Origin of the sequence: Gordonibacter sp. 28C, from assembly GCF_003339845.1 — a bacterium.
Taxonomy (GTDB): domain Bacteria; phylum Actinomycetota; class Coriobacteriia; order Coriobacteriales; family Eggerthellaceae; genus Gordonibacter.
Genome location: NZ_PPTR01000013.1, coordinates 90379 through 110550, shown reverse-complemented (window position 1 = coordinate 110550; position 20172 = coordinate 90379). Strand labels below are relative to the sequence as shown.

Here is a 20172-nt window from a genome sequence, read left to right as displayed (position 1 = left end):
GAAAACGAGCGTCGATTCAATGACACACCCGTCCGTGAGCGTTTGCGAGGTTGATATAGGAGAGCCCAGGCTGGAAATGATCCGGTCTGGGCCTTTATTGCATCTTGACAATGCTCTACTCATATTAGAAAAAGCCAGAGTTTTTGGCTCTGGCCCAGGGTTTCGTGGAGCGGGTGACGGGAATCGAACCCGCGTCATGAGCTTGGAAGGCTCAGGTTCTACCATTGAACCACACCCGCGTTTTTGCGCGGCGACTATTGTACCGCAAGTTAGCCGTTCGCGGGCGAGATTCACCGAGCATTCCACGAGCAACCTTCTATCCTCCCGCGCAGACGGACTCCCCAGCCGTGCGGGAGCGGCGTGCGCCCGCGTTACGCCACGTCGAACGCGCCTATTCGCCCCGGTGCCAATATCGCCCGCGACCGGCGCGGCGAGACCGGATCGTCTACCCTCGATAAGCGACGGACGCCATACCGGCGTCGAAGCCCGCGACAGAGGAAGACCCGCCATGCCCCAAACCGCCGAGCTCAGCGCGTACAACAGCAAGAGGAACTTCGACAGAACCGCGGAGCCCGAGGGCGTCGTCGGACAAAAGGGCGATCGCCTGCGGTTCCTCGTGCAGCATCACCGGGCCCGGCGCGACCACTACGACCTGCGCCTCGAATGGAACGGCGTGCTGCTGAGCTGGGCGGTGCCCAAGGGGCCCTCGTACAACCCGCGCGACAAGCGGCTGGCCGTGCGGGTGGAGGACCATCCGCTGGAGTACCGCAACTTCGAGGGCACCATCCCGAAGGGCGAGTACGGCGGCGGCACGGTGATGCTGTGGGACGAGGGCTTCTGGGAGCCCCTGGGCGACGTCGAAGAGGACCTGCGCAAGGGCGAGCTGAAGTTCGAGCTAGACGGAAAGCGGCTCAAAGGCGCTTGGGTGCTCGTGCGCCTGAAGGCGAAACCGGGCAAGGACGCCGACGACTGGCTCCTCATCAAGGAGAAGGACGGACGCGAGCGGACCGACGACGGCGTGACCGCGTTCGACACGAGCGTGCGCACCGGGCGCACGATGGCGGAGATCGCCGAGGGCGCGGACGGGAAGCTTGCGCGCAACCCCTTCTCGCAGGCCGACGTGCAGCTGGCCCGTCTGGTGGATTCGGCGCCCGAGGGCGACGGCTGGGTCTACGAGGTGAAGTACGACGGCTACCGCATGCTCGCGTTCGTGGAAGAAGGCCGCACGAGGCTCGTCACCCGCAACGGCAACGACTACACCGACCGGTTCCCCACGATAGCCGCCTCCCTGGCCGGCTGGGCGGGCGGGAGGGCCATGGTGCTGGACGGCGAGCTGGTCGTCGCGGACGAGGACGGCCGCACGGACTTCCAGGCCCTGCAGGGCTATCTGAGAAACCCGGAAGGGCCGCAACCCGCCTACATGGCGTTCGACCTGCTGGCCCTGGACGGCGAGGACCTGCGGGACCGCCCCCTTTCCGCGCGCAAGGAGTTGCTCGAAGCCCTGCTGGCCGACGCGCCGGCCGACGTCCGCTACAGCCGCCACGTTGCCGGGCGCGGCGAGGACAGCCTGCACGCGGCGTGCGATCTTCATTTGGAGGGCATCGTGGGCAAGCGCGCCGACGCGCCCTACCGCGGCGCGCGCAACGGCGACTGGATCAAGCTGAAGTGCGGCAACGTCCAGGAGTTCGTCATCGGCGGCTACACGCAATCGTCCAAGCGGGTGCGCGGGATAAGCTCGCTTCTGCTGGGGCACTACGAGCACGGCGAGCTGGAGTACGCGGGGCGCGCGGGCTCGGGCCTGGACGCGGCAGAGGCCCGCGAGCTCCTCGCGGCGTTCGCGGGCCTCGAGCGGACAGACCCCCCGTTCGCGCAGGCGCCGAAGCCGCGGACGGGCGAACGCGTCGTCTGGCTCGAGCCGAAGCTGGTGGCCGAGGTGAAGTTCGCCGAATGGACCCAGGACGACCTGCTGAGGCACCCGAGCTACCAGGGCCTGCGCACGGACAAGGACCCGCTCGACGTGCACCGCGAAACCGCCGAGGCGCCGGCCGCGCCCCTTCAACCCCGCGAGAGATCGGAGCGTACCATGGAAGCAACCGACAAGGACGTGCGCGTCGACGGCGTGCGCATCACGAACCCCGGCAAGCTGCTGTTCGAGAGCCCCGCCGTCACGAAGGAGGACGTGGCGCGCTACTACGCCCGCGCAGCCGAGCGCATGCTGCCCTACGCGGGCGGCCGCATACTGAGCATCGTGCGCTGCCCGCGCGGCGCGGCCTCGGCGTGCTTCTTCAAGAAGCATCCCGGATCCGACACCGCCGGCGTCGTGGCCACGACCGTGCCTGCGAGCGACGGCGAGGACGAGGAGTACTTCTACGTCGACAGCGCCGTGGGGCTCGTGTCGGAAGCGCAGATGGACACGATCGAGTTCCACGTGTGGGGCAGCCGGGTGGACGAGCTCGAGCACCCCGACATGATGGTGTTCGACCTCGACCCCGACAAGGGGCTGGAGCTCTGGCAGGTGCGCCGGGGCGTGCGCGACCTCAAGAGCCTCTTGGACGATCTGGGGCTGAGCTCGTTTCTGAAGACGAGCGGCGGCAAGGGCTACCACGTGGTGGTGCCGTTCGAGCCGGCCGCCTCGTGGGACGCGTTCCACGACTTCGCGCGGCGCATAGCCCGAACGATGGCCGAGAAGTGGCCCGATCGCTACACGAGCAACGTGCGGCTGGCCAAGCGCACGGGCAAGGTGTTCATCGACTGGATGCGCAACGGCCGCGGCGCCACGAGCGCAGCCCCCTACTCCCTGCGCGCACGGCCGGGCGCTCCGGTGTCCATGCCCCTAACGTGGGACGAGCTGGACGAAGTCGCCCCCGACGGCGTGACCATGGAGGGCGCGCTGGCCAGGATGGAGGGCGGAGACCCGTGGGAGGGGTTCTTCGAAGTCGATCAGGCGCTGAAATGACGATACGGGCGGCCGCAAGCGACGTCGACCTGCGCGAGACGGACGGCCGCGCTCAGCTTGTTGCCTACCGCACCTCCAGCTTCGCCGATGCCGCCGGCTCCGTTTCGAAGGATACGGTCTGGTTCCGCACCGCAAGAAAGCCAGCCGCGAACAGCGCCGCCACGACAGCGGCCAAGAACACGATCGAAGCGCTGAGAGGCGGTCCTGTCGTAGATGGCCTCCAGCAAAGCGAGGCAGATGGCCGCAACGATGTACCCGAAGGACTCGCCAGCAGCCGTTAGTCCTTCATCTTCCCCGTCAACAGCGACACAGCGAAGGGAGCCAGATTGCCTATCCATTGGCATAGAGGTGCAAAGCACCCCGCGGTGTCCGGCGAAACGCCTTTCGATTGCAGGATGGCCGGCATCCACGCCACGAAGCCATAGAACAGCAGGAACTGCATGCACGCACGGATATTCAATCGTCCAACGAAGACGCGGACAGCACTAGCCTTCGAATCTGATAAGCAACATATCCTCGGTTCATTTGCATCAATGAAAATGAGCAGATGCAAGCCAAGGCCGGTACCCCTATTCCAGGGTCACCGTATTGCATCATAATTTTTGAAGTAATTGAAGCTTTCCTAATATTCCTTAGTTGATCCAAAGTATAAGGTTTACCTGTTTTTCGATGTACCATTTTATGACAGTTGGGACACAAAGGGACGAGGTCTCTAATGGGGTCTATCTCGCGCTCCTCTTTCAACAGGTTCAGTGGCTCAAGATGATGCACCTCTATCACCCCCGAAAATTCTTCCCCAAACTCTTTGCCGAAGTCCATGCCGCAAATTGCGCACTCATAACCATAATGTTGCAAACACTCTTTCCGCGCCTGCGGCGATCTTTCGTAAGCCACAGACCTTCTCTCCACCATTCTCCCTTCACGATGATGAACCAATTTGTCATAGTTTTCGATCTCCTTCTTGATACGCGCAGACCGATTTTCCTTAGGGGCACCTTTCCCGTTTGAGCTACCGCACTTCATCTCGTGGAAAACCGTCTTTATACCAATTTCCATCATTAGGTTCTCGAACCGTGAAACATCGTCGACATCCGTTTGAAGGTAATAGCATGGACGATGGGATTCGCAATAATATGCCAGATTGCGAAGTGCCAGTTCGGCAAATATCGATTCGTCCAGATTGTGAGTTTCGTCTATAACTTCTTCAGAGTAAAATCCTCTTGGAAATAATTATTTTGAAGAATGACTCCAGTACGGAGGATGGCTCAGCTGACTAGCCTTGCGCTCACAGCATATTTTTGCTTCTTCAAAAAAGCGGAAATTCCATCCTCGCCAATGATTGGGCACTTTACCTAAGAATTGCTTTGCGGTGGCAATTAATGCAATAGATGCAAGTGCCTCTTCGTCTCGATTATTCTCCAAAAGCGTTTTTAGAGTTTGCAAGGAAGCTTTGGGCGCACGCGCGACATGGGTTGTGTATTTCCCAAAGTCATAGCTGATCGTACGCTTTTTGGGCTTTATAGGTCCTTTCAATTCCTCTACAGAAAGCCAATCAAAGCCCTGACAAGGCTCTATCCCTTCCACCAATGCCGGCTCAAGAATGATGATCTCTTTGAATGAGGGGCTTATTCCTTTTTCGTAAGATATTTCATTCCAAAGGCCGAGTAGATCCGACCAAGAAATATCAAAAGTTGGCAACTGCCACACATTCGCCCCTTTTCTCCCTCTTTATGCCATGGGATATAAATCTGCAATATCTTGCCTTTACGGCATTTGTATTCCCATTTTAAAACGACTTTATAATACCTGATAAAAAGCTATATTCGATTACTAGATTCGAAATCAAAGCTTGACCAAGTATCTCGACGTCCGCGAAACCCCAATACGTCTTTCGCGCTCTTGTATTTGATTGATAGTATATTTTCAGTATTTGTAGAATTCACTATCATATGTTGCCATCAACCATATGGAAGACTTCGTCAACATACTCGAGCGAACCTTTGATACCGACCGTCCTATCCTCCTCGACGAGATACGGGACGCCTTCCCCGGCATGCCCGAGGCGACGCACTACCGCCGCCTCCGCAGCGCCGTCACCTCTTCGAGGCCGGCAAAACCCTGCAAAGGCGTCTACTACGCCCCCACCGAGACGCGATTCGGCCCGTCGACGCTCAACGATGCGAGGATACTTGAGAAGAAGTATCTGACGGACGGCTGCAAGGTGTACGGTTACATCACCGGCTCGGCCCTCGAGAACCAGATCGGCATCCCCAACCAGGTTCCCGGCACGCTCGAGATCGTCACCAACCGCAGTCCACCCGATCGCGCAGGATCGAACCATACGGAGGCTACCGCGAGATCACCCTGCGCCGTCCTAAGATCCCCGTGAACGCCGACTACGTCGAGGCGCTGCAGCTGCTCGACATCTTGACCTACACGCCCGTCGACCGTTTCACCCCAGACGAGCTCGCACGCCTCAAGGAGTTCGCCTCGAAAGTGGACAGGCGAAAGCTGGTAGAATGCGCGAAACACTATCCGGGCAAAACGGCCTTGAGGCTCCTCGAAAGCGAGGCGTACGGTGTACTTGCATGAAAATTAAAAGGAATAGGAAGAACCCGTCGCAAGGGCAGCGAAGCGCTACGTCCTCGCAGAAGCGTTCGCCATCAAGGATTACTTCATATTCCTGACGCTAAAGCTCATCACGCGAGAGTATCCGGAGATCGTGTTCAAGGGAGCCACCTACTTCTCGAAATGTCACAACGCCATCGCACGATTCTCGGAAGACGTCAACCTCGGGCTAGAGGTCGAGCATGCGACCGAAGGGCAGCGCAAGCGCATGAAGGCCGCGGTCACGCACGCCGTCGAGGAAATGGGACTCGCCGTCTCAAACATATCCCATCCGTCCTCGAAGCGATCATCAAAAAAGACGCGTACCGCGATAACCGCGAGAACGTCACCGCCCCCTGCTCTTCGAGGATGTGACTTACGAGGAGGCGATGAGATCCTTAGAGTTCTCATGCGGAATTGTATAGAACGAAAATGAATGTGCATATACGATCAATCAAATGCCATAGCGGTTTTTACAAAAGTAAGGGCTTACACAGTATGCGTACTACCGATGCTAGTTTGCCCATGTTGCATAATGGGTAATTCCCATTTAGGAGGAAAGAAAAAATCTATAGGTTCGGAGGTTTCACGAAATTTTGTTTTTATTCTTTTCCTGTTGCTTACTACCTCTGGAAACGCCACCCGACAGTACTTGTCTACTTCACAAAAGAGGTTCTGGCAATCAATTGCATGAAGTGGCCTACCGAACAATCCTTCAAAAGGATATCCTAATCGATTGAACTCCTCTTTTTGATGCTCGGTCATCCACATAATAACTTCTGTCGCCGTCATTCCCCGGGTGTCAGCAAAGACCTTCGCAATGCCTCTCTGTGCACCGGGGCCAGCCTGTGTAAAATCGTTTTCCGAAAAATTAACTAGTTCGCTATAATTTATGTCGATCGCAATCTGATAAGACATAAAGTCCCCCATCAGAGGAAACTCGTGTATTATTCTATAAATCGATTCTAGGCTTCGTGCCTCTTTAATCCGATCATACAAATTATTATTGAAAAACATGTCTTTTAGCAAACTTACATGGTTCAGATGTTTGGCCCTTCTTCCATACGCATCATTAGCACAAAGAATAAAAGCGCCCGTATAGAGTTTTCCATAAGTATTTCGTATTTGGATCAGTGCAGACTCAAATAGATCGTTTTTTAAATCATCTAGCGTGGGCTGGTGCCCCAGTAGAACGATTAACTCTTGCCACGTTTCAATCCTACTAAAGATTCGAAATGCAACAATTTGAAACAGAAGATCTTTTTCACTGTCAATATTTTCTCGATAACAAATGTTTCTGACTAGATACTGGCTTACGCGGTCGCATACGCGATATGCATTGCAAAACTTATACTGCTGAAGAATGGGGTCATCGGTCCACGGAAACTTGTCTCCATTCATTCTGTTGTAAAAGATCTGCATTCTTTCGTGTGCGAATTTCCAGTAGTAGCTGTATACTTCAGTTCTTGGTTTTGGTTTCACAGACTACTCCTCAGAAACAACTGAAACACTATGCTTTGCAATAAACGAACGGCACTCGAATGGGAACCTAAGGCAAGCTGCAACTACGAATTCCGAACTCATCTCAATAAAGGAATCTAATATTTTTGATTTCTTTGCATTGTTTGAGTTAAGATTATCCTGATAATTATATAATAATTCAAATTTTGACACTAATTCTCCGCCGACTTCCTCAAGTTCCTTTTTAGGCTGACGAAAGACCATTCTGCGCAAGCAAATCTCGAAAGCGCTAGTATTGTCGCTATACGAATTCGATGCCGGAAGAAAATTTGGTACGTAGTTGAGCCATCCTTTTTGGTCAAATAGATATGTTTTATACTTTAGGCTATAAACTAATAAATCTATCCCTGTATCGAGCAAGGTTTCACCATTTCTGAATTCGTGTGTGAGACTGTGCTCAATTCGATCAACCTTACGTCCTATATTCTCAAGAATCGCCGCCTCTCCGCGCCTTTTCCAACTATGTCCATAATCGTTGTCTTTCTCCTTGTGCAATTCAATTATGGCGCTCTTTAATTTATTACCTGCAACTTCTCTATCGGTTTCCCCTAGCGTTTTCTTTAGATACTCCGGGCTTTCATTTCTTGAGAAGTACTCCTTAACGACTACTTCGGAATCACTTCCAGTAATTTTGCCAATGCATTTCTTTAACTCGATATCATTCTCTGTACGGCTGCGAATCCAGTACATCTCCAACATTTGGAGAAAAGACTTAAACAGAGGATCCGGAAAAGACTCGATCTCTTTGCTGCAATCGATACTTAATCGAATCTTCTCCTCCAAGTCGAACCAATATGCAACAGTATCGTCAAAGTCATCTACGGATGTACGGAACTCTGCTCTTTTCAAATTCAAATCATACAGGTTTTTCATAGGAGCATTATCAACAATAGCATGAGCCCGGCTATAGTGTTCCGAATACAAGTGCAAAGACGAAATAAAGAAAGTAAGATTTCCTACAGGTATAGCCAACCAGTAAGACATTATCTCCAGAATAACGCTCCACTCGAAAACATTTATTCCGGAAAGACCCCATATGGCATCATTCGATCGAATAACGACTCTCATATCAAGATGGTTATCTCTAATCAGGAAATGAATCCAATTGTTACAAGGTATATCTTTGCTATTAACGAAATCATGCGCGGGATCAAAAAGCGACATTACCGCCCTTCTCGTATTCCCGTCTTCTCGTAAAAGGCGATACGCCTCAAAAAGTTGATTAACGCCACCCCAGTTAATCAACCTTGGGCCATATGCACCACGCCAAGACTTATTGTCATCAGAATAATCAGCCGCCCTCTTTAAATAGTTCGCAATATATTTAAGATCGTCTCTACCGGCCAGCACCCACATCGTCTCCGCAATGGTAGAAAAGACATTATTTCGCCTGCATGGCAAGACCATGTATCGTTCTAATGGATTTGAGAGCGAAAAAACTATTGGTGCTATCTCCAAAGTTTTCCCATTTCGACTATCAACTTCCGCACCTTCTACTAATAATTCGTTTAATAAATCAGGAAGAGCGTCATTTATATTCCGATAAGCAAAGACTGGAGTTTTTTTCATAAATCCTCCAAACGATATGCAGTGATATAATCATTATAGTGTTTTCAATTTCTAGGAGCACATATATGAGTGAAATGATAAATATTTTTATTGCACATTCGGGAGACGATGAAAATTACATCGATGACTTTAAAGCCCTTATAGGAGATAAGTACACGGTTCGAGACAGCTCATTAACTAAAGAAGACCCTAATGCCGCGCACAATCCTGAATACATCAAAAGCCTTATACGGTCGTCAATAGATTGGGCTGGAACTGTAGTTGTGTTAATTGGAGAAGATACGCATACACGCGACTGGGTATCTTGGGAGATAGAATACGCTCTTAAGCATGGGAAAAATATAGTTGGCGTATATCTGCCAGGCGTAGAAAATGCTATTCTTCCCGAGGCAATTGAACTATACAGCAATTCAATTGCCTCATGGAATTCGAAAAGCATCCTAGATGCAATCAACGGGAATTCCGTCTTCGAAAACAGTGATGGAACACTGAAGCTTTTCGATGGAGACGGACGTGCCACCTGCTAACAACCCCTCAATTTTCAGTTATATCATTACTCGTGATTATGGATTTGCTCCTAATCCCTTTCCACCATGCTGCACCTTAGCCACGTGTAAGCCAGGTATTAGAAAATCAGCAAAAATTGGGGATTGGATAGTTGGCTGCACTTCAAATGCGCAAAGTTCGATTCGCAAACACTCGATTATATTCACTATGCAAGTCAGTGAAAAAATGTCTTTCAACGAGTACTGGAACGATCCTAGATTTAAGTGTAAAAAGCCAGTAATGAACGGAAGCGCTCGGTTCAAGTACGGCGACAATATCTATCATTTTGACGCTGCTAATCAAGAATTCATTCAGGAGAATTCGCATCATAGTTTGCCTGGCGGCGAGCGAAACATCAAAAACTATAGAAGAGATCTAAGGGCAGACTCCGTTTTGATCGCAGAAAAATACTGGTACTGGGGAGCATCGGCAATAAGAATCCCTCCTCATCTCAGCGAAATAGAATGCCAAGGACGTGGCTACAAAAAAATTACCGATTCAAATCTTATTAACAATCTTGAATCATGGCTTGGCGTGCAGCCCGCAAGCGGCATCATTGGCAGACCAACAAAATTTAGTACTGAATTTGAAAGATATAGAGGAGAATAGTTTTGAAAAATGAATCTAGCCTCGAATTATCATATGATGATTTCCCAGCTTTGTACCGATCCGCAGATTCATGCTCGGCTAAAGAGCAGCATAAATATTACGGTGTTTTGATAGCTCAGTTGTTTTTATTCGTTTCTATTGCCGTGTTTTCTTTTTTTTTCTAAAGATCATCCTTCTCTCATTTTTTACCAAATAATCTCCTTATTGATCATCCTTGTTATAGCAATCTACCTACTGGTGAGCAAAACTATGGCTCACTGGTATTCTGCAAGAGCTCTTGCAGAATCAGTTAAAACACTATCCTGGCGTTTTGTAACAAAAGCATACCCTTTTGAATATGATGACGAAAAAAGAGCGAAAATCGATTTTTGTGATCGCCTTGATATGCTCTACAAACAAAATCAAGAGCTAGCAACAAAACTCCATCCCGATAAGAATAGTTGCCAGTTGCCAGATAAAATGATCTCACTTAGAGCAAGATCAGCTGAAGACCGCAAAAAACTATACGATAGCTCAAGGGTGAACGATCAGTATGAATGGTACAGAAAAAAAGGTAATGTTAAACGCTGGCAATACAACATTTTTTCGATATTGTACGTATTATCTCTGATTGTCTCAATTATGTTTTTGATGCTCGGCTATTCAAGTGGAAATGAAAAGCAACTTCCAGTTGACGTAGTAATCGCTTTTTCCACGTCGATACTCACTTGGATCCAGGCAAAAAGGTTTTCTGAACTTGTAGCTTCATACAATCAAGCAGCGCATGATATCGGATTTATCTCGTCTTGTGAGATCGATGATGTCACTGACGAAACATTAGCAAAATTCGTGAGTGACTCGGAAAACGCTTTTTCCCGAGAGCACATCCAGTGGTTTGCAAGAAAGGATAATTAAGGAAAGCAGACGGGTAATCGATTTTTGTTAGACCGCTTTTTTTCAATTCCGGAAAACTCAATTGGGAATGCCCATCGAGATTAAAAGGCATCGGGTTTTTCGCCTTAACGAGCACCGCGGCTTACTTCTGATGAACGAAGTTGCGAGATTGCTATCATCCACCGCAGCTCTGTACCCGATCACTACGAACCATGGCAAAACCCTACAATTCGTGGATTCGACAACTAGAAAAAGAAATTCGTTAGGGCGTAAAGCAAGAATAACGCAGAAAATGGGCTGACACGTCACCTGAGAGGCATCTTATGGTCGGGGCGACAGGATTTGAACCTGCGGCATCCTGCTCCCAAAGCAGGCGCGCTACCAAGCTGCGCCACGCCCCGACGCCGAATCAGCAACGGGTATTATAGCAGAAGCGTCGCCGCTGCGATGACGGCTTCGCCGATATCGTCCTAATCGCCGGCGCCCTCCAGCATCGCGCGCAGCTGGCGCAGGGCGTTGCCGCGGTGCGAGACGGCGTTCTTCTCGTCCTGGCTCACCTCGGCGAGCGTGCGGTCGCCCCCGAACACGTCGGGCAGGAACAGCGGGTCGTAGCCGAAGCCCTCGCTCCCACGCTCTTCATGGCCCATACGCCCCTCGATGGTGCCGCGCGCGATGGTCTCGGTGCCGTCCTCGTCGACGAACACGAGCGTGCTCACGAAGCGCGCCGCGCGACTGGCGTCCGGCACGTCGGCCAACGCGGCCAGCAGCTTGGCGTTGTTCGCGGCGTCGTCGCACGGCTCGCCGGCGTAGCGCGCCGAATGCACGCCGGGCGCGCCGTCGAGCGCGTCCACTTCCAAGCCGGAGTCGTCGGCCAGCGCCGCGAGCCCGCCGGACGCCTCGTGCGCCGCGCGGGCCTTGATGCGCGCGTTGCCCTCGAACGTGTCGGCGTCCTCCGCCGGGTCCGACTCGATGCCCAGCTCCCGCAGCGTGCGAAACTCCCATCCGGGGAAATCGAGCGCCGTGGCTATCTCGGAAACCTTGTGCGCGTTGTTCGTGGCCAGCACCACCGTTTTCATGCAGGTCTTCCCTTCCCTCGATACGTCTTGCCAGCGGCCCTGCGCCGCGCCGTTCTCAAGCCAGGTCGACGTGCGCCACCGTGTCGATGGGCTCGCGGAACACGCGGCTGCCGAAGCTGCGGAACTCCTCCACGTCGTCGCCCGTCGTGAAGAACTCGTAGCGCGCCTCGTGGCCGTCGCGCGCGTAGGCGCCGCGGCGCCCGAGGATCTCGGCCACGTCGCGCGCGGCCTCCGTCGACGACGATATGAGCTCCACCTCGCGCCCCATGACGCCGCCGATGAGCGCCTTGAGCAGCGGAAAGTGCGTGCAGCCCAGCACGAGCGTGTCCACGCCCGCGCGACGCAGCGGCTCCAGGTACTCGCGGGCGATCTCCTCGAACGCCGGGCGGATGTAGACCTTCGAGGCGAGCGACGTGTAGTTCTCCAGCGGGCCTTCCGCCATGCGGATGCCCTGCTCGGCTATCTCCACGAAGCGCGGCGTGGCCGTGGAGAACACGGTGATGCCCGCGTCAAGATGGCGGATGGCCGACGTGTAGGCGTTCGACTCCACCGTGCCCTTCGTGGCGATGACGCCCACGCGGTTGTTCCTCGTGGCCATGGCAGCCGCCCGCGCGCCCGGCTCCACCACGCCGATGACCGGCACGGGGAACGTCCGCTGCGCATGCGCGAGACCTGCCGCCGTGGCGGTGTTGCAGGCGATGACGATCATCTTCACGCCGCGCTCCACCAGCCAGCCGCCGATCTGCTGCACGAAGCCGTCGACCTCCTGCAGCGTGCGCGGGCCGTAGGGGCAGCGCGCCGAGTCGCCCAAATACACGATGGATTCGCTCGGAAGTGCCTTCGCCAGTTCGCGCGCCACCGTGAGGCCGCCGAAGCCCGAGTCGAACACGCCGATGGGCGCATCGTCGAAGGTGCGCGGGGCGCTCGCCAGGGGCTTTTGCGTCGTTTCCGTTTCCGGCGGGAGGGGGTTTGTATGCATGTCGTCCATACGGCCAGTATAGCGTAGGGTTCGTTCGTTGTTTGCAGTCGGCACCGGGCTGCCATAGTTTCTGCTAATCTGGGATGCGAGAGAAACGGAAGCGTCGAAGACGAGAGGATGGCATGCCCATGAAGGTTCTGCTGATCAACGGAAGCCCGAACGAAGAACGCTGCACGCACACCGCGCTCGCCGAGGTGGCGGGCGCTCTCGCGGTCGAAGGCGTGGAGACCGAGATGGCCTGGGTAGGCCGCGACCCCATTCGCGGATGCATCGGCTGCGGCGGCTGCGCCAAGTGCGGCGACCATCGCTGCATCTTCCGCGACGACGTGGTGAACGGCCTTATCGAGAAGGCGGAGGCCGCCGACGGCATCGTGGTGGGAACGCCCGTGTACTACGCCGGCGCGAACGGCGCCCTGCTGGCCGTGCTCGACCGCATGTTCTACGCCGCCTCGGCCAACCTGCGCTTCAAGCCCGCGGCGGCCGTGGCCTCCGCACGCCGCGCGGGCACGACGCCGGCCATCGACCAAGTGAACAAGTACTTCCAGATCAACTGCATGCCCGTGGTGTCGTCGAACTACTGGCCCATGGTGCACGGCAAGAGCGCCGAGGACGTGCGGCAAGACGAAGAGGGCCTGCAGATCATGCGCGTGCTGGGCCGGAACATGGCCTGGCTGCTGAAGGCGACGGCAAGCGTGCCCGCCCCCGACGTGGAGCCGAAGGTGATGACGAACTTCATTAGGTAAAGGAGCTTGCGAAGCCCCTGTGCGAACCGCTGGAAGCCGGACGAAATGCAAGATCAACCATGTTGCGCACGGGCTGCGCGCCTCGTATAATACGAATCACCGGCGGTGCCCAGGACGGCGGCTTATGGGGCTTCACCATCCAGGTCGGGCGGCGCAGGTATTATGGGGCCCGGGACTTGTTCCCGGGCTTTGCTATTTCAGCTTCTCCTTGGACCCCTCCCTGCTTCGTCCGCACCTCTTATGTGCAAAGCAGGCTGGCGGTGCAATGTAGGCATACGCTAATCGCGATCGCGCAGATGCCGACCAGATGGAGGCGCCGACAGTCGTCGCCGCACCATCCTGCACACTCCCCCGACGGCGAAGACGATGGCGACGGCGGCAACGTAGCCGAACGCGTCGAAGAGCAGGTCCTGCGTATCGAATTCGCGCCCAGGAACGAAAAGCTTGTGCGTCTGATCGAACAGGGAGCATGCGATGCTGAACGCCAGCGACCCGATCGCAAGAGGGGCAAGCCGCCTCGATCTCCCGAAAATCGCAAGCGACGTAAAGCTCGAGAACAACCCAACCGCGAAGAACTCGGCCGTATGCGCCCAACGCCTCACGCCGGCCGCTTGCAGCCAGGCGAACACACTGCTGAGCGCATCTGAGCCGATGCGGGCCACCGCCGCCTCGAGCGAGGTGACTCCGGCGGCGATGAAGCGGGCAGCCTCGCCGGACAAAGACGAGGTCTGTTCGGGCGTCTGCTCGGTGAGCAAGAATATGGCGACCAGCGTCGCTCCGAGCCCGATGGCGCAAACCGTTTTCAGAACGAAACTTAATGCGGGCTTTCGGATCGCCACCCCTACACCCGACGCCCTTCGCGCGGCGCACAGATCCGCAAAAACAGCGAGCGCATCAATCCGGAACGTATTCCATGATGTCGCCCGGCTGCACGTCGAACCGCTCGCAGATGCGCAGGATGGTGTCCGTGGTGACGGACTCGCCTTTGGAGAGCTTGGCAACCGTCACCGACGATAGACCCACTTCCTTCATAAGGTCCGTCTTCTTGTATCCTCGACGTGCAAGCAAATCGAATAGTTTGTAGTAGCGAATAGATGCCATGCGCTCCTCCTTATGGGTAGAATACCAGCAACCGCCAACCCAAAAAGACAAAAGCGCCGAACAACTCTTCTTATCTATTCTTTTTTGATTCACTATCTGATATTATATTTGAATATTAAAATATAAATATTGAATATTCAAATTCATAGAAAGGAACTGATGTGTTTCGTCAAAAGCCTCAGATCAACACCCCGCTCGAAGCCTTCGACGAATTCGCCGACGTGAGGATGACGCTTTCGGGCACATCCGCACTCGCCTTGGCGCTGGCGCAAAGCGAAATATCAGAACCGGAGTCCATCAGGCTCATATCCTGCTTGCTTGACTACTGCTCCCTCACCGTCGAAAGCGCCTGCGAGCTCATTTGCAGCGAGCAACAATGAACTGCCTAGCCCAGTGAATGCCCCTTCGGAATAGATTCCCCTAATTGCATTTTCCAATTGAATTCTGCATCTGATTAAGAAATGGCTCTCGCAAACGAAGTAGAGTCTTTAGCTTTGCGATTCGCTAATCCCGAGCTCTCGCATCAACAAGATTCACCGAACACGCAGAGTTCATCGCTCCACAAGCACCCCGGTAATGAACACCTGGTGTCGGATGTAAAGCGTGGCATGAAGCTTAAGCGTCGTGTAGTTCGAAGATCCAAGGCTCCAGGGGACGGGGACATACGAGAGGAGTGCAAGGAAGTGGTCACTCTACGATGATTTGCCTGATGGCGAGTTGATTATCGTGGTTTTCCACCCATATTGTTGTTCAGAACCGCTCAAGATCGCTGGTCAACATTCAAAGCTAAGCACAACGCATTGTTCGGCAGAACCAACCTACTAGAGCCTCGGCTGATAGCGGACAACGATATCCTGCCCATCCAACGCGTTTCCCGTGTCCCCGCTTAAGTTGTCGATTATCTCCGCAACCTGCTCGGGCTGCATGATGGTCGCAGGGTCCTCTTCCGGCGCGAGCTTCCTGCGCAGATCAGTCGCGCATCGCCCCGGAGACACGCAGTACACCTTGACCCCGTATTCCGCGAGCTCGGCGGTCAGGGTCTGGGAGATGGAGATGACGGCCGCTTTCGACGACGAGTAGGAGATCCATCCCGGACGCGGCGTGCTGCCCGCCGTGGAAGCGATGTTTATAATCTTGCCGCATCGGTGGCCGCGCATGTTCTTCGCGACCTCCCGGCACATCAGGGTAAGTGCGAAGACGTTCACTCGGAAGGTTTTCTCCAGCGAGTGGGCGTCCGTCTCGAAAAGGGGCTTCGGATCCGCATAGCCCGAGACGTTCACGAGGAGGTCTATGTCCCCATAATCCCTTACGACGGAGGAGACCATCGCGGGTATCCCCTCCAGCTCCTCCAGATCAAACGGGAGCGCGAACATGTTGTCGGGGTTGCCCGCCAGCGCCTTGGTCTCCTCCAGCTTCTCGAGATTTCTCGACACCAGGACGATCGACGAGTACTCCCGCTTGGCCGCCAAGGCTATCGCCGTCGCCCGGCCTATCCCCTGGCTCGCCCCGGTGACGATGCAGGCCCCTTTGCTAGTCATCGGCCCCTCCTATCACAAAGCTCCTGTATATGGACTCCGCGATCACCAAGTCGGACGGGTACGTGATTTTTATGTTGATCTCGCTGCCCTCCACTATGCGGACCGCGACCCCGAGCTGGTCGTACAAAAGGCTTGCGTCCTCCGTGTACTGCCTTCCCGCCTGCGCCGCCTTCTCATGCGCTGCGGCCAGCGTCGCGTATTCGAATATCTGGGGAAGCTGGACGTTAACCAAGGCGGAGCGGTCGAGAACCCCGCTCAGATTGCCGGTCTTGTCGACCTCCGCCACGGTGAACGGGATCGACACACCCAGAGTCGCATTGTAGTCCTCGATCTCCAAAAGGCGCAAGAAGTCGGCCTTGGCCGCGAACGGGCGCGCCGCCTCGTGGATGATCACGTAGTCGCAGCCCGAAAGGCTGGACAGGCCCCTCGACACGGACTCGTGCCGGGTCGCTCCGCCCTCGACGATGCGGTACTTCGCCTCATCGTAGCCCCATGCGTCGAGCACGTACCTGGTCTTCTCCATCGCCTCCTCGGCGCAGGGGATGGCAACGCTCGTGATCTGGGGGATGTCCTCGATCTTCTCAAGCGAGTGGACCAGCATGGGCTTTCCGCCGACGAGCAGCAGCTGCTTCGGAACTTTGCGCTGCGTTCTCCTGCCCACTCCCCCCGCGAGCAATATGAGGCCGATCTTGTCCTTCATGTCCGTCCCTTCCGTCCGTTTTTGCGATCTAGTCTTCGATCCGAAAAGCGAGCCCGTGGCTGTGCGGCAGGCTTTTGGGAGGGGACATGTAGTCCCCGTACAGCCTTGAGAGGTATTTGTCCCATTCGGAGGGGATCGGGCAATCCATGTCCTCGAACCGAAACGTCGCCCCCTCGCCAAACCACTCCGCGTTCATGACCTCACGCTCGTTCCATGCCCCCCAGATATTCATCGCCCGCGAAGTGGGTTTTGAGCTGACGATGCCCGAGACAACGGCCTCCGAGGCAGCGACGGGGTCGCGCATCGCGTACGCCTTGCTCATCGCCTTCCTCAAGATCCGCATCGAAATCGGCTCGCTCCTGTATTTCTGAGCGTCGAGCCGAGTCGTGAACGCGTAGTTGTACAGGCGCTTCCTGACCATCGCTCTTTTGATGGCCGTCTGGGATTCGCATACGTAGTCGATCGGGAAGACGTCTATAAAGACTCCTTGGCTGACGCTCCTCGAGGTCGGCTCCTCGTATTTCGTGCGGGCGTCGCACAACTTGGCGAAGGGGTTGAAATAGCCTTCCGTTTTGCCCAAAAGCGACAGCTTGAATATGTCGCCGTCCGCGTAAGAGCGGCAGAACGACTCGTAATCCTCCCTGGGCATCCCCACATCGACGTCGTCATCCCACGGGATAAACCCACCATGACGCACCGCTCCCAAAGCGGAGCCGCCGATGAGGAAATACTGAAGCCCGTGCACACTGCAAAAGGAATCCAACTCTTTGAGAAGCTCTAGGCAAGTTTTTTGGATTTCTTCTAATGTCATTTCCTGCATCGGTACACTTCCTCGCAAAAGGCTTTTTTATTCTTAGCTTTCCTACCCATCAAGCGAAAAACATCTCGCAAGCAACCTCTGTTGAATAACAAGTAGAATAGATAAGCACACCAAACCAGTGGCAAGCCCATAGCTTTAATGTTCAATAACTGGATGGTGATAAACACGACCGCCAAACACACTTCGCTTGCAAGATACCGTCCTACCCGCAGGTCAATTCTCCTTCGAGCTAAAAACAACTCCGCCGAAACACTCCTGAAGACGATCGACGCAACCACTCCCAAGGCTACAAAAATGATGCTTTTGAACACATGGACGGCAATCAAACTAAGGGTGATACCTACGACCATTGCTGCAACATTCAGTAGAAGAAGATATCTCTCATCGCGAAGCACCTTAAGATAAGTACTGCACAGCAAGTTGAACTTTCCGTCAAACACGCAGATAGGCATTACGATGCCCAGGTAAAGCAAAGCATCTGAAAAATCAGGCAACCACCACGTCAAAAAGAATGCACCAAGGGGATAAACCACATAGACGAGAGGCATGATAACGACCAACACATTTCTTATCTGAAGGAAGCGCCGCTTCTGCTCATCTCCCCCTATTCTTCTTAAAACAGGAAACATGACCATTGATATTTGACCTATAAAAGCTAAGGCGAAAGACACTATTGACAAAGCGAAAGAGAGAAGGCCGAACTCTTCTATACTCCAATTTAGTTCAACCATAACCCGCGCAAAGCCAACTATTAGAGAGCTGGCATAAAAGGCCACCATGACCTTAATGCCGGATTTAATATCTTTTATCACAAGAGATGCGGATGATTTTACATCGCACGCGCCAACCTTGAACAAATCCCTTAAACAATAAAGCATGTATAAGCTTGCAACGATCTGGCTTAACACATACACAGCGATTAAGGCCGCATAGCTTTCATGTCCGGTTCCAAACAAAATAATTAGCGCCGCAATAAACACAATCTTGTTGATTAGACTAGCAATGGAATATAAATGGGTGAGATTGGCAGCTTGTAAGGTGTATCCGAACAAGGAGAACGAATTAGCACTCAAACAGTAAAAACAAACGCCTATCCCAATTGTGAGTAAATCACCCCTAAAGCCCTGGGCAAGCACGATTACGATAAAAAAGCCGGCAATAAAGAACTGCGCAGCGAGAATCAGTCCGTACTCCCCTTTGAGCATCTTTCGATCAATAGAGCCATAGGCTGACCCCCCCAGCCTCAAATATAAGCCATCGTTTACGCCGAGAAGAGCAAGCCCCACGAATCCGGCATAAAGCAAAAATGTTTGCCAGTATGAGTAAGACTCCAATCCTAAAAGTTTCGGCACGACAAGAGACATGGCAATACTTACAACCAAAGTAGATCCCTGAGCAAAGAAAGCAAGTGAAATGTTCGTCATCACTGACGAACTTTCTGTCGGAGTTGTCAGCCTTTCGACAATTCCTCGACCGCTGCGACGAGCCGTCATGCGCCAAACAAATTCTTTTTGATCTGCTTCGCAACAAAAAATATTTTGCTTAGCATTTTGAGTAGCAAGAAGTGGCTCTGCTTAAGTAGCTCACATTCAACAAGCCTATCAATGCGAACAACCATGTCGCGAGGCCCTTCGATCACAGACCTATTAAAGCAGTCGCTCTTTCTTACCAAATTGAACACTTCAGAGGTGTCTTTGCAGTTCAAAGCAGCACTCTCGATGATTCCCGAAAAGGTAGCGCACGCATCTACGCACGCACCGCGATAGATATCCTCCGACCCAAACTTTGCGGCCCATTTCGAAGCATTGTTCAGGGCTATATTCCTGACAGCAAGAGATTGCTCCGCCTTTTCAAGCGCAAACGAACGACTAAGACTACCGGGTGTGTTTCTGTAGTAATAGAGAGGGCTTCTCAAATACGCAAACGTCGTACAAGCATCGATCAAAGTCATTACCATTAGATAATCTTCGGAACTCGAGTAATAAGCGAATCGACTCAAGGAAGAAGTGGCATCATTAACAGTATCTTTTTTAAAAACCTTGCAAAACGGCGAATTAAGCAGATGAGTTGAATAAAGTTTTGTTACAACTTGCTCTTTCTCGATAACCGAAAGTTCGTAATCAACATCGAACAATCTCGGACCACTTTTATCAAAAGACTTATGCTGGCTCATATCAAACATAAGCATATCGGGCATCAGCCGGCCAAGCGCATCCGCAACTTGCAACAACGAAAAGTGATGCAGCATGTCGTCACTATCGACAAAAGTGACATAACGACCTGATGCCTCGTCTAGCCCACGAAGTCGAGCCAAGAGGGGGCCTTTGTTTTCTTGTCGAAAATATATTATTTTCCCAGAATGCGAAGACTCAAATGCCCCACATATTTTTGGTGTGTCGTCGATGGATCCGTCATCGACAATCACTACCTGATAATCTTCAAAATCCTGCATGAGAATGGAGTTGAGGCAGTCGCTCAAATAATTCTGAGCGTTATAAGCCGGAATGACAATTGAAAGCAAGGGACTCCGCATT

At 53.5% G+C, this 20172-nt stretch carries 23 protein-coding genes and 2 tRNA genes; 9 read left to right on the top strand and 16 right to left on the bottom strand.

All coding sequences use genetic code 11. From position 1 onward, the window contains the following. Positions 1-165: 165 nt before the first annotated feature. Positions 166-239 (bottom strand) — tRNA-Gly (locus tag C1878_RS14020). A gap of 269 nt (positions 240-508) precedes the next feature. Between C1878_RS14020 and ligD the strand changes: the two genes are divergently transcribed. Together ligD and C1878_RS14010 are read left to right on the top strand one after the other, a co-directional pair. Beyond that, positions 509-2956, top strand: coding sequence for a DNA ligase D (gene ligD / locus C1878_RS14015; RefSeq protein WP_114602226.1), 2448 nt, complete (start codon positions 509-511; stop codon positions 2954-2956). Then, a complete protein-coding gene (locus C1878_RS14010) occupies positions 2953-3237 on the top strand; it encodes a hypothetical protein (RefSeq protein ID WP_114602225.1) in 285 nt (94 codons plus the stop codon). The genes ligD and C1878_RS14010 overlap by 4 nt, the downstream gene beginning before the upstream one ends. A gap of 175 nt (positions 3238-3412) precedes the next feature. On the opposite strand, the gene C1878_RS14005 is transcribed toward C1878_RS14010, so the two are convergent. Together C1878_RS14005 and C1878_RS16480 are read right to left on the bottom strand one after the other, a co-directional pair. Continuing rightward, positions 3413-3850 (bottom strand): HNH endonuclease, encoded by a 438-nt coding sequence (locus tag C1878_RS14005; protein ID WP_158539825.1) that lies wholly within the window; start codon positions 3848-3850, stop codon positions 3413-3415. A 336-nt stretch (positions 3851-4186) separates the two neighbouring features. Further along, the gene (locus C1878_RS16480) at positions 4187-4663 is read right to left on the bottom strand and encodes a hypothetical protein (RefSeq protein ID WP_147272960.1); all 477 of its coding nucleotides are present in this window, start codon (positions 4661-4663) and stop codon (positions 4187-4189) included. Positions 4664-4922: 259 nt separating this feature from the next. On the opposite strand from C1878_RS16480, the gene C1878_RS14000 reads away from it, so the two are divergent. From C1878_RS14000 to C1878_RS16940, 3 genes are all read left to right on the top strand, one after another. Then, positions 4923-5345: a hypothetical protein gene (locus tag C1878_RS14000; protein ID WP_241963761.1), complete on the top strand. Its 423-nt coding sequence runs from the start codon at positions 4923-4925 to the stop codon at positions 5343-5345. Next, positions 5342-5548 (top strand): hypothetical protein, encoded by a 207-nt coding sequence (locus C1878_RS16945; protein WP_241963760.1) that lies wholly within the window; start codon positions 5342-5344, stop codon positions 5546-5548. Before C1878_RS14000 ends, C1878_RS16945 begins: the two co-directional genes overlap by 4 nt. A 130-nt stretch (positions 5549-5678) precedes the next feature. After that, entirely contained in the window at positions 5679-5999 is a 321-nt protein-coding gene (locus C1878_RS16940) for a nucleotidyl transferase AbiEii/AbiGii toxin family protein (protein WP_241963759.1), read from the top strand. Between the two features lie 53 nt (positions 6000-6052). Here the strand turns inward: C1878_RS16940 and C1878_RS13990 are convergent, their stop codons facing one another. Together C1878_RS13990 and C1878_RS13985 are read right to left on the bottom strand one after the other, a co-directional pair. Continuing rightward, positions 6053-7045 (bottom strand): nucleotide kinase domain-containing protein, encoded by a 993-nt coding sequence (locus C1878_RS13990; RefSeq protein WP_114602223.1) that lies wholly within the window; start codon positions 7043-7045, stop codon positions 6053-6055. 3 nt (positions 7046-7048) lie between these two features. Next, positions 7049-8653, bottom strand: coding sequence for a thymidylate synthase (locus C1878_RS13985; RefSeq protein WP_114602222.1), 1605 nt, complete (start codon positions 8651-8653; stop codon positions 7049-7051). Positions 8654-8718: 65 nt separating this feature from the next. On the opposite strand from C1878_RS13985, the gene C1878_RS13980 reads away from it, so the two are divergent. The 3 genes from C1878_RS13980 to C1878_RS13975 all read left to right on the top strand — a co-directional run bounded on the left by C1878_RS13980 (position 8719) and on the right by C1878_RS13975 (position 10702). Further along, positions 8719-9180: a TIR domain-containing protein gene (locus tag C1878_RS13980; protein WP_114602221.1), complete on the top strand. Its 462-nt coding sequence runs from the start codon at positions 8719-8721 to the stop codon at positions 9178-9180. Next, a complete protein-coding gene (locus C1878_RS16475; protein ID WP_147272959.1) occupies positions 9167-9808 on the top strand; it encodes a hypothetical protein in 642 nt (213 codons plus the stop codon). The genes C1878_RS13980 and C1878_RS16475 overlap by 14 nt, the downstream gene beginning before the upstream one ends. Before the next feature lie 138 nt (positions 9809-9946). Then, complete coding sequence (locus C1878_RS13975; protein WP_114602220.1) at positions 9947-10702, top strand: DUF4231 domain-containing protein; 756 nt, start codon at positions 9947-9949, stop codon at positions 10700-10702. A 303-nt stretch (positions 10703-11005) separates the two neighbouring features. Here C1878_RS13975 and C1878_RS13970 read toward each other — a convergent pair. The 3 genes from C1878_RS13970 to murI all read right to left on the bottom strand — a co-directional run bounded on the left by C1878_RS13970 (position 11006) and on the right by murI (position 12736). Further along, positions 11006-11082 (bottom strand) — tRNA-Pro (locus tag C1878_RS13970). A 69-nt stretch (positions 11083-11151) separates the two neighbouring features. Further along, entirely contained in the window at positions 11152-11757 is a 606-nt protein-coding gene (gene rdgB / locus C1878_RS13965; RefSeq protein ID WP_114602219.1) for an RdgB/HAM1 family non-canonical purine NTP pyrophosphatase, read from the bottom strand. Positions 11758-11812: 55 nt separating this feature from the next. Then, positions 11813-12736: a glutamate racemase gene (gene murI / locus C1878_RS13960; protein WP_114602232.1), complete on the bottom strand. Its 924-nt coding sequence runs from the start codon at positions 12734-12736 to the stop codon at positions 11813-11815. 128 nt (positions 12737-12864) lie between these two features. On the opposite strand from murI, the gene C1878_RS13955 reads away from it, so the two are divergent. Continuing rightward, positions 12865-13479 (top strand): flavodoxin family protein, encoded by a 615-nt coding sequence (locus tag C1878_RS13955; RefSeq protein ID WP_114602231.1) that lies wholly within the window; start codon positions 12865-12867, stop codon positions 13477-13479. A gap of 278 nt (positions 13480-13757) precedes the next feature. Here the strand turns inward: C1878_RS13955 and C1878_RS13950 are convergent, their stop codons facing one another. The 8 genes from C1878_RS13950 to C1878_RS13915 all read right to left on the bottom strand — a co-directional run bounded on the left by C1878_RS13950 (position 13758) and on the right by C1878_RS13915 (position 20171). Continuing rightward, complete coding sequence (locus C1878_RS13950; RefSeq protein WP_158539823.1) at positions 13758-14318, bottom strand: VanZ family protein; 561 nt, start codon at positions 14316-14318, stop codon at positions 13758-13760. Positions 14319-14373: 55 nt separating this feature from the next. Continuing rightward, complete coding sequence (locus tag C1878_RS13945; protein WP_114602217.1) at positions 14374-14580, bottom strand: helix-turn-helix transcriptional regulator; 207 nt, start codon at positions 14578-14580, stop codon at positions 14374-14376. A gap of 178 nt (positions 14581-14758) precedes the next feature. Next, positions 14759-14887 carry a hypothetical protein gene (locus C1878_RS17005; RefSeq protein WP_255417933.1) on the bottom strand — a complete coding sequence of 43 codons (129 nt, stop codon included), beginning with the start codon at positions 14885-14887 and terminating at the stop codon, positions 14759-14761. Between the two features lie 514 nt (positions 14888-15401). Then, positions 15402-16118, bottom strand: a complete 717-nt coding sequence (locus C1878_RS13935; RefSeq protein WP_114602215.1) for an SDR family oxidoreductase — start codon at positions 16116-16118, stop codon at positions 15402-15404. Continuing rightward, complete coding sequence (gene ispD / locus C1878_RS13930; protein WP_114602214.1) at positions 16111-16818, bottom strand: 2-C-methyl-D-erythritol 4-phosphate cytidylyltransferase; 708 nt, start codon at positions 16816-16818, stop codon at positions 16111-16113. Before ispD ends, C1878_RS13935 begins: the two co-directional genes overlap by 8 nt. Before the next feature lie 28 nt (positions 16819-16846). Beyond that, complete coding sequence (locus C1878_RS13925) at positions 16847-17638, bottom strand: phosphorylcholine transferase LicD (protein WP_114602213.1); 792 nt, start codon at positions 17636-17638, stop codon at positions 16847-16849. Next, positions 17626-19131, bottom strand: a complete 1506-nt coding sequence (locus C1878_RS13920; protein ID WP_114602212.1) for a lipopolysaccharide biosynthesis protein — start codon at positions 19129-19131, stop codon at positions 17626-17628. The genes C1878_RS13925 and C1878_RS13920 overlap by 13 nt, the downstream gene beginning before the upstream one ends. After that, positions 19128-20171, bottom strand: a complete 1044-nt coding sequence (locus C1878_RS13915; protein ID WP_114602211.1) for a glycosyltransferase family A protein — start codon at positions 20169-20171, stop codon at positions 19128-19130. Before C1878_RS13915 ends, C1878_RS13920 begins: the two co-directional genes overlap by 4 nt. Between the last annotated feature and the right edge of the window lies 1 nt (position 20172).

What these genes read in the sequence shown, in the direction of transcription:
- ligD (WP_114602226.1), top strand. Translation starts at nt 509, where the DNA reads ATGCCCCAAACCGCCGAGCTCAGCGCGTACAACAGCAAGAGGAACTTC.
- C1878_RS14010 (WP_114602225.1), top strand. Translation starts at nt 2,953, where the DNA reads ATGACGATACGGGCGGCCGCAAGCGACGTCGACCTGCGCGAGACGGAC.
- C1878_RS14000 (WP_241963761.1), top strand. Translation starts at nt 4,923, where the DNA reads ATGGAAGACTTCGTCAACATACTCGAGCGAACCTTTGATACCGACCGT.
- C1878_RS13985 (WP_114602222.1), bottom strand. Translation starts at nt 8,653, where the DNA reads ATGAAAAAAACTCCAGTCTTTGCTTATCGGAATATAAATGACGCTCTT.
- C1878_RS13980 (WP_114602221.1), top strand. Translation starts at nt 8,719, where the DNA reads ATGAGTGAAATGATAAATATTTTTATTGCACATTCGGGAGACGATGAA.
- rdgB (WP_114602219.1), bottom strand. Translation starts at nt 11,757, where the DNA reads ATGAAAACGGTGGTGCTGGCCACGAACAACGCGCACAAGGTTTCCGAG.
- murI (WP_114602232.1), bottom strand. Translation starts at nt 12,736, where the DNA reads ATGCATACAAACCCCCTCCCGCCGGAAACGGAAACGACGCAAAAGCCC.
- C1878_RS13955 (WP_114602231.1), top strand. Translation starts at nt 12,865, where the DNA reads ATGAAGGTTCTGCTGATCAACGGAAGCCCGAACGAAGAACGCTGCACG.
- C1878_RS13945 (WP_114602217.1), bottom strand. Translation starts at nt 14,580, where the DNA reads ATGGCATCTATTCGCTACTACAAACTATTCGATTTGCTTGCACGTCGA.
- C1878_RS17005 (WP_255417933.1), bottom strand. Translation starts at nt 14,887, where the DNA reads ATGAGCCTGATGGACTCCGGTTCTGATATTTCGCTTTGCGCCAGCGCC.
- C1878_RS13935 (WP_114602215.1), bottom strand. Translation starts at nt 16,118, where the DNA reads ATGACTAGCAAAGGGGCCTGCATCGTCACCGGGGCGAGCCAGGGGATA.
- ispD (WP_114602214.1), bottom strand. Translation starts at nt 16,818, where the DNA reads ATGAAGGACAAGATCGGCCTCATATTGCTCGCGGGGGGAGTGGGCAGG.
- C1878_RS13925 (WP_114602213.1), bottom strand. Translation starts at nt 17,638, where the DNA reads ATGCAGGAAATGACATTAGAAGAAATCCAAAAAACTTGCCTAGAGCTT.
- C1878_RS13920 (WP_114602212.1), bottom strand. Translation starts at nt 19,131, where the DNA reads ATGACGGCTCGTCGCAGCGGTCGAGGAATTGTCGAAAGGCTGACAACT.
- C1878_RS13915 (WP_114602211.1), bottom strand. Translation starts at nt 20,171, where the DNA reads ATGCGGAGTCCCTTGCTTTCAATTGTCATTCCGGCTTATAACGCTCAG.